At 70.4% G+C, this 17,720-nt stretch carries 13 protein-coding genes, 1 pseudogene and 1 riboswitch; of the genes and pseudogenes, 7 read left to right on the top strand and 7 right to left on the bottom strand.

Translation table 11 applies throughout. From position 1 onward, the window contains the following. Nucleotides 1-88: 88 nt before the first annotated feature. The 7 genes and pseudogenes from C8046_RS08520 to C8046_RS08495 form a co-directional block, all read right to left on the bottom strand. A complete protein-coding gene (locus C8046_RS08520; protein WP_235866246.1) occupies nucleotides 89-871 on the bottom strand; it encodes a hypothetical protein in 783 nt (260 codons plus the stop codon). A 345-nt stretch (nucleotides 872-1,216) separates the two neighbouring features. Beyond that, nucleotides 1,217-4,090 carry an aminomethyl-transferring glycine dehydrogenase gene (gene gcvP / locus C8046_RS08515; protein WP_109229069.1) on the bottom strand — a complete coding sequence of 958 codons (2,874 nt, stop codon included), beginning with the start codon at nucleotides 4,088-4,090 and terminating at the stop codon, nucleotides 1,217-1,219. A gap of 4 nt (nucleotides 4,091-4,094) precedes the next feature. Beyond that, nucleotides 4,095-4,217: a glycine cleavage T C-terminal barrel domain-containing protein gene (locus C8046_RS19955; protein ID WP_328587630.1), complete on the bottom strand. Its 123-nt coding sequence runs from the start codon at nucleotides 4,215-4,217 to the stop codon at nucleotides 4,095-4,097. Nucleotides 4,218-4,294: 77 nt separating this feature from the next. Continuing rightward, nucleotides 4,295-5,218: pseudogene (gene gcvT, locus C8046_RS08510) on the bottom strand (glycine cleavage system aminomethyltransferase GcvT); the annotation flags it as partial. A 273-nt stretch (nucleotides 5,219-5,491) separates the two neighbouring features. Then, a riboswitch (glycine riboswitch) is annotated at nucleotides 5,492-5,602 on the bottom strand. Between the two features lie 132 nt (nucleotides 5,603-5,734). Next, a complete protein-coding gene (locus C8046_RS08505) occupies nucleotides 5,735-6,190 on the bottom strand; it encodes a DUF898 domain-containing protein (protein WP_235866245.1) in 456 nt (151 codons plus the stop codon). Nucleotides 6,191-6,304: 114 nt separating this feature from the next. Then, a complete protein-coding gene (locus C8046_RS08500) occupies nucleotides 6,305-7,084 on the bottom strand; it encodes a hypothetical protein (protein ID WP_109229068.1) in 780 nt (259 codons plus the stop codon). A gap of 19 nt (nucleotides 7,085-7,103) precedes the next feature. Beyond that, on the bottom strand, nucleotides 7,104-7,367 hold the full coding sequence (locus C8046_RS08495; RefSeq protein WP_158277171.1) for a DUF3892 domain-containing protein: 264 nt from the start codon (nucleotides 7,365-7,367) through the stop codon (nucleotides 7,104-7,106). A gap of 173 nt (nucleotides 7,368-7,540) precedes the next feature. On the opposite strand from C8046_RS08495, the gene C8046_RS08490 reads away from it, so the two are divergent. The 7 genes from C8046_RS08490 (at nucleotide 7,541) to C8046_RS08460 (ending at nucleotide 17,718) form a co-directional block, all read left to right on the top strand. Then, a complete protein-coding gene (locus C8046_RS08490) occupies nucleotides 7,541-9,553 on the top strand; it encodes a hypothetical protein (protein WP_109229066.1) in 2,013 nt (670 codons plus the stop codon). A 34-nt stretch (nucleotides 9,554-9,587) separates the two neighbouring features. Then, nucleotides 9,588-11,159 (top strand): type I restriction-modification system subunit M, encoded by a 1,572-nt coding sequence (locus C8046_RS08485; protein WP_109230838.1) that lies wholly within the window; start codon nucleotides 9,588-9,590, stop codon nucleotides 11,157-11,159. A 17-nt stretch (nucleotides 11,160-11,176) separates the two neighbouring features. After that, nucleotides 11,177-12,352, top strand: a complete 1,176-nt coding sequence (locus C8046_RS08480; protein WP_146197107.1) for a restriction endonuclease subunit S — start codon at nucleotides 11,177-11,179, stop codon at nucleotides 12,350-12,352. 207 nt (nucleotides 12,353-12,559) lie between these two features. After that, nucleotides 12,560-12,997, top strand: coding sequence for a hypothetical protein (locus C8046_RS08475; protein ID WP_109229064.1), 438 nt, complete (start codon nucleotides 12,560-12,562; stop codon nucleotides 12,995-12,997). Further along, nucleotides 12,994-13,731 (top strand): hypothetical protein, encoded by a 738-nt coding sequence (locus C8046_RS08470; RefSeq protein WP_109229063.1) that lies wholly within the window; start codon nucleotides 12,994-12,996, stop codon nucleotides 13,729-13,731. Before C8046_RS08475 ends, C8046_RS08470 begins: the two co-directional genes overlap by 4 nt. Nucleotides 13,732-13,817: 86 nt before the next feature. Next, the gene (locus C8046_RS08465; protein WP_109229062.1) at nucleotides 13,818-14,324 is read left to right on the top strand and encodes a helix-turn-helix domain-containing protein; all 507 of its coding nucleotides are present in this window, start codon (nucleotides 13,818-13,820) and stop codon (nucleotides 14,322-14,324) included. 127 nt (nucleotides 14,325-14,451) lie between these two features. Then, a complete protein-coding gene (locus C8046_RS08460) occupies nucleotides 14,452-17,718 on the top strand; it encodes a type I restriction endonuclease subunit R (protein WP_109229061.1) in 3,267 nt (1,088 codons plus the stop codon). The last annotated feature ends 2 nt before the right edge of the window (nucleotides 17,719-17,720 follow it).

Below are 17,720 nucleotides of genomic sequence, written 5' to 3'. Positions count from 1 at the left end.
CTCGCGAGGCCGTTCGGGTGTGGTGGCGAGGCCGTTGCGTGCGCTCGCGAGGCCTTTCGGGTGCGCTCGCGAGGCCCTTGCGGTGTGGCTACCAGGTGCGCGGGCGGACGGGGAGCCCGAGGAGCTCACCGACCTCGCGCTCGAAGGAGTCGTCGACGCCGAAGATCCGTTCGAACGTCGCGATGACGAACTTCCAGGCGAGCTCATCGGTCAGCGTTCCCCGCCGACCGCCGTCGTGAGCACGATCCTTCTCGTCGCTGTGGACCTCGCGGCCGTCGTACTCGACGGCGACGCGCTGGGCCACGTAGGCGGAGTCCAGCCAGTACTCCCGACCGCGGTGGAGGATCCGGTGGTCGACGTCCGGGACCGGCAGCCCGGCGTCGATGAGCCGCAGCCTCATCCACGACTCCCCGGCGGTCTGGGCGCGCGGGTCGATGAGCGGCGCGAGCTCCTGCGCCTGCCTGGTCCCCGGGAGACGCCGGAGGGTGGCGACGTGCTCCATCACCTCGAGGCGGGTGGCGACGCCGGCGCGCACCAGCGCATCCGCTGCCGCCAGGGCGTGCGGTCGCCACGCCAGCCGCAGCAGGTCGCTCACCGTGCGGATGGGCGAGGTCACCTTCACGTCGCCGATGGTCACGAAGTCCGGGTCGGGCATCGTCGTCTGGCGCACGACGGCGCGGAGCCCCTTCGGTCGCCCGAAGCCGTGGCGAACCATGCACATCGGGCGCATCTCGCGCATGCCACCCGGCGGATACGTGTCGACGCCGTAGACCCAGGCCGCCGAGTGGTCGCTGATGGTCGCGCCTTCGGGAATCACGAGCGCCAGCGCTGCCACGCGGAGCTCTCGGGTGTCGGCAACCGAAGCGTCCACCAGAACACCTCGGAAGACTCGCCGCAAGCGATGGGTGCGGACGAGGTGTCGTACCTGGTGGCTGGGGAGCCCGAGGTCCGGGCAGGAAGCGGTGCGGAACGGCCGGCCCTCGTTGATCGTCTCCATGACGGCAGCATGGCGAACGTGTGAGGGGCGGCGCGGCCCCGCCGTCGTACCTGTGGGTAAACCTGGGGACAACGGCGGGGCGCTCGACCCGAAGGGCCTCGCGAACGGGCGCGAAGGGCCTCGCGAACGGGCGCGAAGGGCCTCGCGAGTGGACCCGAAGGGCCTCGCGAACGGGCGCGAAAGGCCTCGCGAGTGGACCCGAAAGGCCTCGCGGCGGGTTTAGGCGAAGGCCTCCGGCGGCGGGCACGCGCACGCGAGGTTGCGGTCGCCCCACGCCTGGTCGATGCGGCGCACCGCGGGCCAGTACTTGTGGCGGATCACGCCGGGTACCGGGTAGACGGCGAGCTCGCGCGAGTACGGGTGCGTCCACTCGCCCTCGATGACCGAGCGCGCGGTGTGCGGCGCGTTGACCAGCGGGTTGTCGCCGACCGGCCACTCGCCCGCGGCGACCGCGTCGGCCTCCGCGCGGATCGCCAGCATCGCCTCGACGAACCGGTCGATCTCGCCGAGGTCCTCGGACTCCGTCGGCTCGACCATGAGCGTCCCGGCGACTGGGAAGCTCATCGTGGGGGAGTGGAAGCCGTAGTCCACCAGGCGCTTGGCGACGTCGTCGACCGTCACGCCCGTCGCCGCCTTGAGCGGGCGGATGTCGAGGATGCACTCGTGGGCGACCAGGTCGCCGTCGCCCGTGTAGAGCACCGGGAACGCCTCGCGCAGCCGCGCGGCGACGTAGTTGGCCGACAGCACGGCGGCCGCCGTCGCCTCGCGCAGCCCCTCGCTGCCCATCATGCGCACGTACGCCCAGGTGATCGGGAGGATCGACGCCGAGCCGTACGGCGCGGCCGAGACCGGGTTCGCGAGCGGGTCGCGCCCGCCCGCACCGGGCAGGAACTCCGCGAGGTGAGACTTCGCCGCGACCGGTCCGACGCCGGGGCCGCCGCCGCCGTGCGGGATGCAGAACGTCTTGTGCAGGTTGAGGTGGCTCACGTCGCCGCCGACGTCGCCGAACCGGCCGTAGCCGACCAGCGCGTTGAGGTTGGCGCCGTCGATGTAGACCTGGCCGCCGGCGTCGTGCACCGCGTCCGTGATGGCGACGATCTCGTGCTCGTACACCCCGTGCGTGGAGGGGTAGGTGATCATCAGCGCGGCGAGCTCGGCGGCGTATCTCTCGATCTTGGCGCGCAGGTCCGCGACGTCGACGTTGCCCGCCTCGTCGCACGCCACGACGACCACGCGCATCCCCGCGAGCACGGCGGACGCGGCGTTCGTGCCGTGCGCCGAGGCGGGGATGAGGCACAGGTCGCGGTGCACGTCGCCGCGCGAGTGGTGGTAGCCGCGGATCGCGAGCAGCCCGGCGAGCTCCCCCTGCGAGCCGGCGTTCGGCTGCAGCGAGACCGCGTCGTAGCCGGTGATGTCGGCCAGCCACGTCTCGAGGTCGTCGATCATCGACAGGTACCCCTCGGCGTCCTCGTCGGGCGCGAACGGGTGGAGCCCGGCGAACTCCGGCCACGTCACGGCCGCCATCTCGGTGGCCGCGTTCAGCTTCATCGTGCAGGAGCCGAGCGGGATCATGCCGCGGTCCAGCGCGTAGTCGAGGTCCGCGAGGCGCTTGAGGTAGCGCATCATCGCGGTCTCGGAGTGGTAGGCGTTGAAGGTCGGGTGCGTGAGGAACTCGGACGTGCGCGAGAGCGACGGCGGGAGGTGCGACGCCTGCATCGAGGTGAAGCCGACGCCGTGCTCGTCCTCGCGGCCCGAGACCACGAAGGCGATGGTGATCGCGGTGGACAGGTCGATCGTCTCGTCGACGGCGAGGTGGAGGGTCGCGTCGTCGACGACGTGGGCCGTGTAGCCGGCGGCGCGCAGGCGCTCGAAGGCCGCCGTCGCGTCGATCCCCGTGACCCGGATCGTGTCGAAGAAGCTGTCGTGCTGGACGGTCAGGCCGTGGCTCTCGGTGAGCTCCTTCGCGAGCAGCGAGGCCGTGTCGTGCACCTGCTGCGCGATCCGCGTCAGCCCCTGCGGCCCGTGGTAGACCGCGTACATCGACGCCATCACGGCCAGCAGCACCTGCGCGGTGCAGATGTTCGAGGTCGCCTTCTCGCGGCGGATGTGCTGCTCGCGCGTCTGCAGCGCGAGCCGGTAGCCGGGGTGGCCGTCAGCGTCCTGCGAGACGCCGACGAGGCGTCCGGGCAGCTGCCGCTCGAGCCCCTTGCGCACCGCCATGTAGCCGGCGTGCGGGCCGCCGAAGCCCATCGGCACGCCGAACCGCTGCGACGTCCCGACGGCGATGTCCGCCCCGAGCTCGCCCGGCGACTTGATCAGCGTCAGAGCGAGGAGATCCGCGGCGACGACGGCGAGGGCCCCGCGCGAGCGAACGGCCGCGACGACCTCGCTCGGGTCCCAGACGAGCCCGCTCGCGCCCGGGTACTGCAGATGCGCCCCGAAGATCTCGCCCTCGGGGCGGGCGGCGACGGCGTCCGCCGCACCCGCCGCGGCCAGGTCCACCGTCTCGAGGTGGATCCCGAGCGACTCGGCGCGGTGCTCCAGCAGGCGCCTGGTCTGGGGGAGCGTGTCGGCGTCGACGAGGAAGACCGTGCCCTTGACCTTCGCGGCCCGGCGCGCGAGCAGCATCGCCTCGACCACGGCGGTGGACTCGTCCAGCATCGAGGCGTTGGCGATGTCGAGGCCGGTGAGGTCGGTGACCATCGTCTGGAAGTTGATGAGCGCCTCGAGCCGGCCCTGGCTGATCTCCGGCTGGTACGGCGTGTAGGCGGTGTACCAGGACGGGTTCTCCAGCACGTTGCGCTGGATGACGCTCGGGGTGTGGGTGCCGTAGTAGCCCAGGCCGATGAGCGAGGTGGTGACCGTGTTGCGGCTCGCGAGGTCGCGGAGCTCGGCCAGGGTCTCCGCCTCGGAGGCGGCGGCGGGGAGGAGATCCTCGTCGGCCTCGGCGGCGGCGCGGAACGACTCGGCGACGGCCGGCGGGATCGCCGCGTCCATCAGGCTCTCGATGCTCTCGTGCCCGACGGCGGCCAGCATGGCCCGGCTGTCGGCCTCGGTCAGGCCGATGTGACGCTCGGAGAAGGGGGCACTCATCGGTTCAGGACTCCTTGGAACGGCGGTAGAACGGCAGGGCGACGACCTCGCCCGTGATGGCGGTGCCGCGGACGTCGACGGCGAGCGGGGTGCCGACCTCCGCGAGGTGCGGGGCGACGTAGGCCATCGCGACGGGATGGCCGAGGGTGGGGACAGGACGCCGGAGGTCACGGTGCCGACGCGCTCACCGCCGTCGGGCAGGACGACGGGGTAGTCGGCGCGGCCCGCGCGCCGACCAGGCAGCGCGATGCCGACGAGCACCGGGGCGTCCGCGGGCGGCCCGGCGAGGATCGCCTCGCGCCCCACGAAGTCCTCCTTCGCGGTGACGACCACGCGTCCGAGACCCGCCTGCGCCGGCAGCGTGTCGAGCGTGAGCTCGTGCCCGTACAGCGGCATCCCGGCCTCGAGGCGCAGCGTGTCGCGGCTCGCGAGGCCCGCGAGGACAAGGCCGTGCGGCTGCCCGACGGCGGAGATCGCCTCCCAGAGCTCGACCGCCCGCTCGGGGGCGACCGAGATCTCGAACCCGTCCTCGCCGGTGTAACCGGTGCGGCTGAGCGTGATCGTCTGGCCGTCGAAGGCGCCGGGCGCGCTGCGGTAGTAGCGCAGGTCGGCGAGGGTGGCGCCCGAGGAGGCGTCGAGCGTGAGGCGTCCGGCGGCCGCGAGCTCCTCCAGGATCGCCTGCGCGCGGGGGCCCTGCACCGCGATCAGGGCGCGGTGGGTGTCGGTGACGACGACGTCGAAGGTGCGCTCCGCCGTCGTCGTCCGCTCGATCAGGGCGGCGAGCACGGCGTCGCGGTTGCCGGCGTTGGCGACCACGAGGTAGCTGGTGGGCGCCGCCGAGTCTCGTGCGGCCGCCGTCTCGGGCGTGTGCGTGTTCGTGACGATGAGGTCGTCGACGATGCCGCCCGACGGCGCGAGCATCATCGTGTACTTGCTCTGCAGCGGCGCCAGCGCGCTCATCCGGCCGGCGAGCGCGTGGTCGAGGAACGCGGCGGCGTCGGGGCCGTCGACGACGAGCTGCCCCATGTGGGAGATGTCGAAGAGACCGGCGGAGCTGCGGACGGCGACGTGCTCGGCGACGTCGGAGGAGTACTTCACGGGCATCGACCAGCCCGCGAACGGGACCATGGTGGCGCCGGCGGCGACGTGCGTCTCGTGCAGAGGGGTGCGGTGGAGCTCGGTGCGCTGGGGCGGGGTGGACGACGGGGCGTCGGTCACGGGAGTCCTCCGGGTGCTGGCGACAGGGCAGTTGTGTCGGGCTGGGACTCCCCCTCTGTCGCGGGTGCCTGAGAGATTCACCGCAGGGCGCGTCGGGGGCGACGGCGGGGCGCGGCTTTCACCGTGGGCGAGCGTCTGGTCGTGGGCCTGAGGACCGACGACCGGCGCTGCTTTCCAGAGTGGCCTCGCCGCGCGGTACGGGGTACCTGAGAGGTTGGCGGGGAGGCTTGCTCCTTCGGTGCCTGACTCACGTCCGGTGGGGCGACGTGGTCCGGGCTCTCCCGCGCGGTGATGGGGCCGGGTGTGAAGTTGTGGGTGCTGCGTGCTGCGGGGCCCAGCCTATCCGGCCGGGGCGAGGGCGCGGGCGGCCACCCGCGTGCGTACGCGGATGGCCGCCGTCTCCAGCGGGGGAAGGCGACTTGTCGGTCAGCCGACCGGGTCGAACTCCTGGTGCTGCACGATCCACGCGGTCAGTCGCGGCTGCACCCAGAACGAGTAGACGCCGAAGGTGATCAGAGTGAGTGCCCACCACTTGATCCACTGGCCGAACAGTCCAGGTGCAGTGCCGGTGAAGCGAAGTCGACGTCCGTAGAGGAAGGTGTGCTTGGTCTGCCACCGCTGCATGATCACCATGGCCCAGGGGAGGCAGATGCCCAGCGTCAGGATGGTGACGAGAGCGGCGGCGAGACTGGCTCCGAAGTAGTTGGCTGCACCGCCGTCGAATCGATACATCGGGACGCCGAGGGGGATCTGGATGCTCTGGTGACCCGACGCCACGGGCGTCGGACCAGACGGGTAGTTGTTCACGACGACGGGGACACCGGACTGCGGTGCGATCGCGTGAGGCTGCTGCTGAGGTTCGGGCGTGAACGCATAGGTCATGGGGGTCCCCTGAAGGCGTGGATCGAGAGTGGGTGGCAGCGGACGACGTAGGTCTACGGCCGTTGCGAAACGTAGCAAGGCTCCGCGGAACTCGCGCGGCGAGGAGTTCCCGGCTCAGCCGATCGTCCAGGCGCCGTCGGCCTCCACCACGATGAACGCGGGTCCGGCCTTCAGCGCGTGGGTTCCCGTGTAGGCGCCGATCTCGTTGATGAGCAGGTCGGAGGAGCTGCCGTACACCCACACGGCGAAGTTGCTCTCACCCTGGTGGGTGAACGACGGCGTCGCTGCCCCACCCTGGTAGATCAGCACGGTGTCGCCGGTGCCCGACGCGGGCAGCGTGAGCTGAGGAGCGGAGGAGACCGAGGAGAACGTGAGTGACCAGTTCCCGTCGGCCTCGACCTGGACGCTCGTGACGTCGTCATCGCGGAAGCCCCACGGAACGGTGCCGGTGTAGCTGCCGATCTCGTTGACGAGGAGGTCGAGCTGGTTGTTCGAGGCGTCCATCGCCCAGAGCGCGAAGTTGCTCGAGCCCTCGTGCGAGGCGGCGATGGTGCCGAGGGAGGATCCGGCGGGGACCGGGACGACGCTCGCGCCCGTACCGGTGACGGTCGTCGGCGCGAAGGCGTTCGGGTCGGGCTCGGGCTCGGGTTCCGGCGTCGGCGTCGGGGTGGGAGTGGGCGTCGCGGTCGCCGACGGGGTGGCCGTCGGGCTCGCGGTGCCGGTCGACGGCTCGGCGGAGGGGGCCGACGACGAGCTGCTCGGCGACGGCGACGCGTCGGCGTCGGCGTCGGCGTCGGTCGAGCAGGCGCCGAGGCCGAGGCCGAGGAATGCGGCGACCGCGATGGCAGCGCCCGAACGGCGTGCACTGAAGCGTGCATTGATCTGAGTGGTCATGGTGGCTCCGGTCGGAAGGTCAGAAGCGGGGAAGGCTGAGGAGGTTGTCGCTCTCGCGGCCATTGGCGACCGTGGCGATGTAGCGCGTGCCGCGGAGGCTGGTGCGCGCGACGACCGGTGCGGAAGCGCCGGTGCGGGCGTTGTGAGTGGCGAAGGCGTTGCCGGCGGTGATCCAGGCGTGGACCTGCTCGCGGCTGGCGGCCCGCAAGGAGGTCTCCGCCCCGACGGTGTACCGGACGGTGAGCACGTGCTCGCAGGTGGTGCCGGGTGCAACGACGTGCACCTCACGAATCGTGTAGCTAGGCACGGAGACTCCCTCGGGTTGGTTCCGCGCGGTGTGTCCGGCGGGTGTCACCAAGATGGTTGGTCGGCCGATCCTCGGCATGGGTCCGTGCGATAACAGGGGTTATCGCTTGCGGGCGGACCCCTGTGGTCGTGAACCCCTAGGTTGATCCCATGCCCGTCGACCTGAGCTCCCTGCGCCTCCGCTATGCGGATGTGGCGCGTGCGCTCGACGTGCGCCGTCCGGTCGTCTCTATGTGGCGCACGCGCTCAGCAGACACATCGACTCCCTTCCCGTCCGGCGAGCTGATCCGGGCGGATGAGCTCCTCGCATGGCTCAGGGACACCGGGCGCGACCGCGTCGGCGAGGCCGCGCTGCTCGCCCTGCACGGCGACCTCGAGATTCCCGGGCTCTCGACGGCGGAGGTCGCGTCGGGTGCCGAGGCGCTCCTCGTCCTTGCCCGGCTCACCGGCGAGCATCTCGGCGGACTCGGCCCGGCGGGACTCGTGTCACTCGCTGACGACCTCGATCCGGACGATGCGTTTCTCGTCGCTGAGATCGAGGCCCTCGGTGCCCACGCTCGACAGATCGCCGGATTCGTCACCCTGATGCTCGACGCCGTTCCCGACCCGGGCAGCGCGCTCGAGGTTCGACGGCGCCGGGCCGGCTCCTCGCCGAGGATCCACTCCACGGCGGTCAGCCTGGTGACCCGGGTGGCACTCGCACTGGCCGGCTGGGGGCCGGGCGAGGATGTCGCCGTCGTCGACGCCTTCCCGGGCGATGGTGACCTCGCCGCGGGGATGCCGCGGGTCGTCGGTGGCTGGGAGGGAGCCAGGCTCGTCGTTCCGTCGCAGGGGGGCGGAGCGGCAGCCCGGGCCCACCGCCGTCGAATGCACGCCCACGGCTGGATCGTGGTCGAGGCTGGGCGCCGGCCCGGCGGTCCACTCGTGGTTGCCGATCTGACCGGGGTGGGGGACGCGGCCGAGGCCCTCGAGCACGCCGACGAGATCGCGCTCGGGATGTCACCGGGTGCGAGGGCGGTGCTCATCGGCAGGGGCTCGGCCTTCGCCGGTGGACTCGGTGTCTCGTTCGAGGACGGTCTGCGAGCGGATCTCCTGCGCACCGGTCGCGTGCGCGCGATCGTCGGGCTTCCTCCCGGTCTCATCCCCGGGCGACCACGCGAGTCAGTCACGCTCTGGGTGATGGGCGACCCCATGGACGCCACGGCGCTCGAGAGACGGTGGACCACCGTCACCGACGTGGCCCGGCTCGCGGGCGTGGGCGGCACGCTCCCCGGCGTCGTTCTGGACGACCTGGTGACGGACGTCCTCGCCGCGGTCGAGGGTGACGACGCGGGGCGCCGCCACTCCTTCGCGCACGCCTCCGTCGTCCGCACCCGGGCCCTGGTCCTGCGCAGGGGAAGCCTCCTCACGCTCGCGGACCGTGACCGCTGGGCGCGGTCGAGCAGCGATCTCGCCCTCGCCGAGCGAGCCGCCGACCTCGTTCGATCCTCGGCGACGCCGCCCCGGGAGGAACTGCCGCTGATCGTCTCGTCCCACGTGCCGAATGTGTCGGAGCTCGTCACGATCGAGGCACTCATCGGGCTCGGGCAGCTGCGCGTGATACCCGGAGCGCGGGTCCCGGAGTCGCTGGGTGAGCGAACCAGCGATCGTTCGGGTTCGGGGCTGCGCGTGCTGACCGCCGCCGACGTGATCGCCGGAGTCGTCGACGTCGACCGGCGTGTCGACGCGTTCACGCTGGCCCAGGTTCTTCCCGCGGCGCGTCTGACGCAGCCAGGGGATGTCGTGATCACAGCGACCCCACGACCCGCCGCCGTGGTGGATGTCGACGGCGGGGCGCTCGTCGCGACGCCGGCTCGCGTCATCCGGGTCACTCCCGGGTCCGGCGTCAGCCCGCACCTCGCGGCGGCCGCCGTCTGCGACCGGCCGGTTGGTGATCGCCGCTGGCAGCGGTGGTTCCTGCCGCGGGTCACCCCGGAGGCGGCTCGAACGGTGGAGGAGGCGTGGGCCGTGGTGGCGGAACGTGAGTCCCAGCTGCGTGGCGAGCTCGATCGTCTGGCGCAGCTGCGCCGGGCGATCGCCGAAGGAATTTCGGACGGTTCCGTCAGGATCGTTCTGGATCAGGCCAGTGAGAGTTTCGAGGAGAGGAGCCCCCGTGGCGCGTAGGACGAAGGAGCAGGTGGCGCTCGCGCCGTCGACGATGAAGGAGCTGAAGGACACGCTCTGGAAGGCGGCGGACAAGCTGCGCGGTTCGCTGGACGCGAGCCAGTACAAGGACGTGATCCTCGGACTCGTGTTCCTCAAGTACGTCTCGGACGCGTTCTCCGAGCGCCGGGCGGCGATCGCCGCGGAGCTGCGGGCGGACGGGATCGAGGAGTCCCAGCTCGAGCAGTTCCTCGAGGACTCGGACGAGTACCGGAGCGCGGGCGTGTTCTGGGTGCCCGAGACGTCGCGCTGGGAGTACCTGGCGCTGCACGCCAAGGGGCGTCAGGGTTCGGCGGGTGTGGCTCCGGCTGCGATCGGAGAACTGATCGACGGCGCCCTGGAGCACCTCATGGGGGCGAACCCGAGCCTGGCGAACACGCTGCCGCTGATCTACAACCGCGACAACCTGGACCAGCGACGGCTCGGTGAGCTCGTGGACCTGTTCAACTCGGCGCGCTTCACCGGTGTCGGTGCCTCCAAGGCCCGCGACGTGCTCGGCGAGGTCTACGAGTACTTCCTCGGCAAGTTCGCCGCGGCCGAGGGCAAGCGGGGCGGGGAGTTCTACACGCCGCCGAGCGTGGTCCGCGTGCTGGTGGAGGTGCTGGAGCCCTACTCCGGTCGCGTGTACGACCCGTGCTGCGGCAGCGGCGGCATGTTCGTGCAGGCGGAGAAGTTCATCGAGCGGCACGGCGCCGACCCGCAGGCGCTGAGCGTCTACGGGCAGGAGCTCAACGAGCGCACGTGGCGCATGGCCCGGATGAACCTCGCGGTGCACGGGATGACGGCGAATCTCGGCCCGCGCTGGGAGGACACGTTCTCTCGGGACGTTCACCCCGACCTCAAGGTCGACTTCGCGATGGCGAACCCGCCGTTCAACATCAAGGACTGGGCCCGCAACGAGGGCGACGCGCGATGGACGTATGGCGTCCCGCCCTCCGGCAACGCCAACTACGGCTGGATCCAGCACATCCTCAGCAAGCTCACGCCTACCGGCAGCGCGGGCATCGTGATGGCCAACGGTTCGATGAGCTCCAACTCGGGGGGCGAGGGTGACATCCGGGCGAACCTCGTGGAGTCCGATCTGGTCTCCTGCATGGTGGCGCTGCCGACCCAGCTGTTCCGGTCCACCGGCATTCCGGTGTGCGTGTGGTTCTTCGCGAAGAACAAGTCGGTGGGGGAGCGCGGGTCGATCGACCGGACCGGGCAGGTGCTGTTCATCGATGCTCGCAACCTCGGGCACATGGTCGACCGGGCCGAGCGCACGTTCTCCGATGAGGACATCGCGCGCATCGCCGGGACGTTCCACGCCTGGCGTGGGACCGAGTCCGCTGGTGAGCAGGCCTACGAGGACGTGCCCGGGTTCGCGAAGTCGGCGACGCTGGCTGAGATCAAGGAGGCCGGGTACGCGCTCACGCCGGGCCGGTACGTCGGGTCGGCGCCCGAGGAGGACGACGGCGAGCCCATCGAGGAGAAGATCGCTCGCCTCCAGGCGGAGCTGTTCGCGGCGTTCGACGAATCGGCGCGGCTGGAGAAGGTCGTGCGCGAGCAGCTGGAGCGGGTGCTGTGAGCGAGCAGGGGCTTGACATGAGCTCGTCGTACCCCCGACTTCCCCTAGCCGAAGTGCTGGATTTCCGGGAAGGACCCGGCATCCTGGCGAAGGACTTCGTGTCGGAGGGCACGCCGCTGATCCGCCTCTCCGGGACGAAGGTCGGTTCCGATCTGCTCGAAGGTTGCAACTACCTGGACCCGGACGTAGTGGATCGTCGATGGTCCCAGTTTCGACTGGCTGAGGGTGACGTTCTCTTGAGTACGTCGGCCTCGCTCGGAGAGGTAGCGGTCGTCAAGTCGTCAGGCGTGGGTGCCGTGCCCTACACGGGCTTGATTCGATTTCGCCCTGCGGGGAGCGGGATCGCAGCAGAGTTCATCGAGTACGCGCTCCGGTCGTCCGATTTCAAGGCCCAGATCGAGGCGATGGGCGTCGGGTCGGTAATGAAGCACTTCGGACCGTCGCACCTGAGGCAGATGTACATCACGGTCCCTCCCGTGGCTGATCAGCGGGCGATCGCCGAGGTGCTGGGCGCGCTGGACGACAAGATCGCCGCCGGGGACGAGGTTGTCCGACGCTGCGACGAACTTGCTTCGACGTACTTCCGGGCGATGCTTCGAGGCAAAGACGGTCAGACGGTGCCCCTGAGTGATCTTGCCCGTTTCGTCAACGGGGGCGCCTACACCAAGGGTGCGAGTGGGTCCGGAAAGGTCGTCGTGCGGATCGCCGAGCTGAACTCCGGGATCGGAGGGTCGACGGTCTACTCCGACCGCGAGGTCGAGATCGACCAGACAGTCTTGCCTGGCGACCTGCTCTTCGCGTGGTCGGGATCGCTCACGGTTCATCGATGGTTCCGCGATCCCGCGATCGTCAACCAGCACATCTTCAAGGTGATCCCGGACCGGGGCTCGCCGATGTGGCTAGTCAACCAGGCGCTTCGCGCCAAGCTCGACGACTTTAAGGCAACTGCTGCCGACAAGGCCACCACGATGGGGCATATCCAGCGACGGCACCTCGACGAGCTCGTGCGGATCCCCGGGCCTTCCGACATAGCGGCGTTCGATGCCGCAATGTCTGGGCTCTGGTCGAGGGCGTTGGCTGCCGAGCAGGAGAGCTTGCGACTGGCAGCAACCCGCGACGCTCTCCTGCCCGCGCTGATGTCCGGCCGCCTCACCATCCGCGATGCGGAGCGCCTCGTCTCCGACGTCACCTGAGCATCTGCCTACCGAACACCGAATGGAACTGGCATGACCAACCCGTACGCACTCGAGCCGTCCGATCCGTCGCGTCCCATCCACCCCGGCGGGGAGGGCACGGGCCTTCCGCCCCAACCGTCATCGCAGCCCATGCACCCCCAGCCACCCTCCTCGCAGGTTCTTCCGCCGACGCCGACGCCGGCCGCTCCGCAACGTTCGTGGTTCTTGCCGACGCTCACGGGGGTCATCGGCCTCGTGGTCGGCGCCGTAGCAACTGCTGCGGTGTTTGCGGGAAGCGCGGCGGCGGACGAACGTGCCGAGGAGCAGGCGGCCGCCGCCGCGGCCGAGGCCCGCACCGCGATCCTGGGCGACGCACTCGACTCGTGCGACGTCCGCGATACCGACGGGTTCGCCCTCGGTGACGGCGGCACCACCCTGACGATCGACAACCAGGGCGAGGACGAGTACACCGGCGCCGACTTCGTCGACATCTCCTGCGTGTTCGGCGAGCTAAGCATGCCGTCCTCGGTGGGCGGTCATGTCGGTCAGACGACGTCCGTGGACGGACGGCAGACGGCCTCGTGGGACGACCTCGAGTTCCAGTGGTCCTACCACCCCGACCGCGGCATGGACGGCGTCATCACGGTCGCGGAATCCGAATGAGCCACGATGAGCTCGAAGAGCCCAGCTGGTTCGAGCGTGTGGGGCAGCAGGTCGAGGTCGAAGCTCAGGAGCCTGACGACGACGTGCACTCCCAGCAGCTCGAGGGCGCAGGGTGGCGCCTCGATGGCGCGCTCGCCGACGGCGACTCCACGGCTGTCGAAGACGAGGTCGGCGCCGTGCTGTCCACCGCCAATGAGATCTGCGAGGAGGACGAACTGATTGGCCGCGCGGTCGCGGTCCGGCTCTGGGACGACAAGGGGGCGTGGGGGTCGGTGAAGCCTACGATCAAGGACCCTGACCCGTACGAGTGGGGGACGTTGTTCGAGGACGAGCACGGCTGGGATGACGATGACGATCAGGAAACCGTCCGCGCCGAGCACGACCGGGAGCAGTCGGCCGACGCGATCCGGCATTACGTGTCGGCGATCGGCGCACTGTACGGCGAGGCGCGAGGCGCGGCCACGTCCGGCGAGACCCGAACGGTCATCGCAGCGCTTGCGAAGATCCCTGCGATGGCTGTGCTGTTGGACGACGCGCACGAACTGTGGCGTCAGGCCCTCAGCACCTTGATGAAGTCAGATCCCCAACTGGCAGGCCCGGCGGCCGACTTCTACGCCACCGCGCTTGGTCACTCGCTGGCGGTTGCGCGAGCGGCCGATGCGACGCCGCCGATAGCCACCAAGGTAGAGATCGACGACGGCGGTCTGTTCGCGCCTCCGGCCAGCCTGCTGTGACGAGCGCAACGACAGCAATGTCGAGGACGAGTTCTGCGGCGGGTGGTGCAGTTGCGTTTCTTTCGTTTCGCCACGACGATAAGCGCATGTCGACCCCTCCCGCGAGCCTCCGCCGACCCCACTCCGACACGCTCTTTCCCCCGCACGACTCGTCGTCGCTCAAGCCGTTGGCCGATCTGCTCGGCGGCTCGACGCCTGCGCGACTGCAGGGCCCGGCAGGTGAGAGCGTCGACCTGCCGGCCGACGTCTACGAGGTGCTCGTCGACGTCGTCTCCGCTCTTCGGCGAGGAGATGCGGTGACGGTCGCCCCGGTGTCCGTGCGACTCACGACGAGCCAGGCGGCCGAGATGCTGGGCGTCTCCCGACCCACTCTGGTGAAGCTGCTGGAGGACGGCGAACTTCCGTACGAACGCCCTCGGAAGCACCGGCTCGTGCGGCTCGACGACGTGCTCGCCTACCGGGAGAAGCGTTCCCGCCAGCGCCGGGAGCTCCTCGGCGAGATCACGCGCCAGCCGGTCGCTGACGGTTTGTACGACGTCGATCGAACGGACTACGACGAGGCGCTTCGAGCCATGAGGCGACTTAAGGACTGATGTTCGTCGCCTTCATCGATGCCTGCGCATCCTCGTTCACCCGCCGATCGTCAGCGCACGTCGGCCGCGCCGGCGTGCCGCATTTCGCCCACGCCATGAGTCAGCTTTTCGACAACAGGGGAGAGTCATGAAGTTCCACGAGTCCGAGATCGAGGACCTCTTCGTCGAGCATCTCGCCGAGCTGGGGTGGGAGTCGCTCCACGGCCGCGAGATCGCCCCCGGCGCCACGTGGACGGACGCCTCCGGGAACGTCCGCCCGAACCGGGAGTCCTGGGCCGACGTCGTGATCCCCTCCCGAGTGCGGCAGTCGGTGCACCGGCTCAACCCTGGCGTGCCCACCAATCACCTCGACCTCGCCGTAGCGGAGCTGCTGCGCCCGCAGTCCAGCGACGCGATCGCCGAGAACAAGCGTCTCCACGACGCGATCGTCGACGGCATCCGCCACACCTACATCGACGACGACGGAATCGAGCGGACCCCGACGATCCGCATCGTCGATCTGCACGAGGCGGTGAACAACACGTTCCTTGCCGTCCGTCAGGTCACGGTCCGGACCCCCGATCTCGAACGGCGCTTCGACGTCGTGCTCTACCTCAACGGACTCCCCCTTGTCATCGCGGAACTCAAGGACGCCTCGAACGCCGCGGCCACCCTCGACACGGCGCACGCCCAGATCGCGACGTACGTGCGGGAGTTCCCGACGGCGTTCCGCGCCGCCGCCGTGTCGGTCATCTCCGACGGCGTGACGGCGCGCTACGGGACCCCTTTCACCTCGCTCAACCACTACTCGCCCTGGAACGTGGACGCCGACGGCACCCCGCGGCGGCCCGAGGGAGCCGAGGCGGCGGCCGACGGCGTCACCGCACCGCTCGGTGAGGTGGAGACCGCCGCCGAGGTCGCGCTGGCCGAGGAGGACTTCGCCTACGCGCTCGAGCAGCTCACGGACGGACTGCTCGCGCCCGAGCGGCTGCTGGAGCTGCTGGACGGGTTCGTCGCTTTCGACTCGGGTGAGGGCGGCCTCGTCAAGCGCGTCGCGAAGCCCCACCAGATCGCGGCCGTGCGCGCCGCCGTCGAGGCGACCGTGACGGCCGTCGCCGGGGACGGCCGGGCCGGCGTCGTCTGGCACACGCAGGGGTCGGGCAAGTCCATGGAGATGGAGCTCTACGCGGCGAAGATCCTCAAGCACCCGGCGTTGCGGAACCCGACCATCGTGGTCGTCACCGACCGCACGGAGCTGGACGGCCAGCTCTACGAGACCTTCGCGCGCAGCGAGCTCCTCCCCGAGAAGCCCGAGCAGGTCACGTCCCGCGCGACGCTGCGGCAGAACCTGTCGGCGCGCCGCACCGGCGGGATCTACTTCACCACCCTGCAGAAGTTCGGGCTCAGCAAGGCCGAGCGCGACGCTGGTGCCGCCCATCCCCGGCTCAGCGACCGCCGGAACATCGTGCTCATCGTCGACGAGGCCCACCGCTCGCACTACGAGGACCTCGACGGGTACGCCTGGCACCTCAAGAACGCGCTCCCCGGAGCCACGCTCATCGCCTTCACCGGCACGCCCATCTCGTTCGCCGACCGCGACACCCGGGCGGTGTTCGGCGAGGTCATCCACACCTACGACCTCACGCAGGCCGTCGTCGACGGCGCGACCGTCCCCGTCTACTTCGAGCCGCGACTGCTCAAGGTGGAGCAGTCGGCCGACCTCTCGCCCGAGGAGGTGGACGAGCTCGCCGACGAGATCACGGCGGGGATCGACGACGTCGAGCGGGCGAGGATCGAGCAGGGCGTGGCCCGCGTGAACGCCGTCTACGGGGCGCCGCAGCGGCTCGAGGTCCTTGCGAGGGAGATCGTCGAGCACTGGGAGGCCCGGCGCGAAGCGATGGCGGCGTTGGTGTCGGGATCGGAGCCGGAGAAGGCACCGGGGAAGGCGCTCGTCGTCGCCGCGACCCGCGAGATCTGCGCCCGGCTGTACGACGAGATCGTCGCGCTCCGGCCGGAGTGGCACGCCGAGGCGGACTCCGAGGGCGTGATCAAGGTCGTCTACTCCGGCACCGCGAGCGACACCGCTCCTGTCGTCGACCACGTGCGGCGCGAGTCGGCGAACCGGGCGATCCGGCAGCGGCTGACCGACCCCGCCGACCCGCTCGAGATCGTCATCGTCAAGGACATGCTCCTGACCGGGTTCGACGCTCCGCCGCTGCACACGCTCTACCTCGACCGTCCGATGAAGGGCGCGCTGCTGATGCAGACGCTCGCGCGGGTCAACCGCACCTTTCGGCGGAAGAACGCGGGCCTGCTCGTGGCGTCGGCGCCCGTGACCGAGAACCTGGCGGCGGCGCTCGCCGAGTACACGGTGAGCGACCAGGAGACCCGACCCGTCGGGCGGACCGTGGAGGACGCCGTCGCCCTCGTCCACGAGGCTCTGGCTGCCGCGGCCGAGTGCCTCGTCGGGTTCGACTGGCGGACGCGGCTGCGGGATGCGAAGCAGAGCCGCGACTTCCTGCGGGCCGTGATGACGACGGCGAGCTGGCTCCGCACGCCCCGACCGGGGGCCGATCCGGAGGCGCCGTCGCCGTCGTCGGAGTTCCGGACGGCGGCGGGTCAGCTGCAGCGTGCGTGGGCGCTGGCCGGACGCCAGGAGGAGCTCGAGGCGGTGCGCGGCGACGTGCAGTTCCTCTCCGCGGTCCGCGTGGTGATCGGCAAGCTCGACACCGAGGAACGACGCGCGGCCGGACTGCCCATCCCGGCCCAGATCGAGGTGGAGCTGGCAGGGCTCGTCGCGCGATCCGTCGCCTCGGGGGAGGTGCTGTCGATCTACGAGGCGGCCGGCCTCGAGCCCGTGCGGATCGACACGTTCGAGCGGGCGATGCTCGATAGGTTGCGCGCCCAGGACGATCACCAGCTCGCGATCGAGCAGCTGCGCAACCTCGTGATGAGCGAGTCACGGAGCGTCGCTCGAGGCAACCTCGTGCGGCAGCGGGCGTTCAGCGAGCGGCTCGACGAGATCATGGCGCGCTACACCAACGCCAACCTCACGTCGGCGGAGGTGATGTCGGCACTGTTCGAGCTCGGCGAGGAGATCTTCGCCGAGGGGGCGAGGGGCGCGGAGTTCGATCCTCCGCTCTCGAACGACGAGCTGGCCTTCTACGACGCCGTCGCCTCCAACCCGTCGGCGGTCGAGCTGCAGGGAACTGACACGCTCGCGACCATCGCGCGCGAGCTCGTGATCATCATGCGGCGCGACGCCAAGACGGACTGGGGCTCGCGGGACGACGTCAAGGCGAAGCTGCGCTCGTCGGTGAAGCGGCTGCTCGTGAAGTACCGCTACCCGCCCGACCAGCAGCCTGGTGCCGTGACGCTGGTGATCGACCAGATGGAGCAGCTCGCGGCGCGCTGAGC

The sequence above is a fragment of the Serinibacter arcticus genome (genome assembly GCF_003121705.1).
In the GTDB taxonomy this organism is placed as follows: domain Bacteria; phylum Actinomycetota; class Actinomycetes; order Actinomycetales; family Beutenbergiaceae; genus Litorihabitans.
The sequence above is the reverse complement of the archived record's forward strand: the minus strand, read 5'-3'. Positions and strand labels throughout refer to the sequence as shown.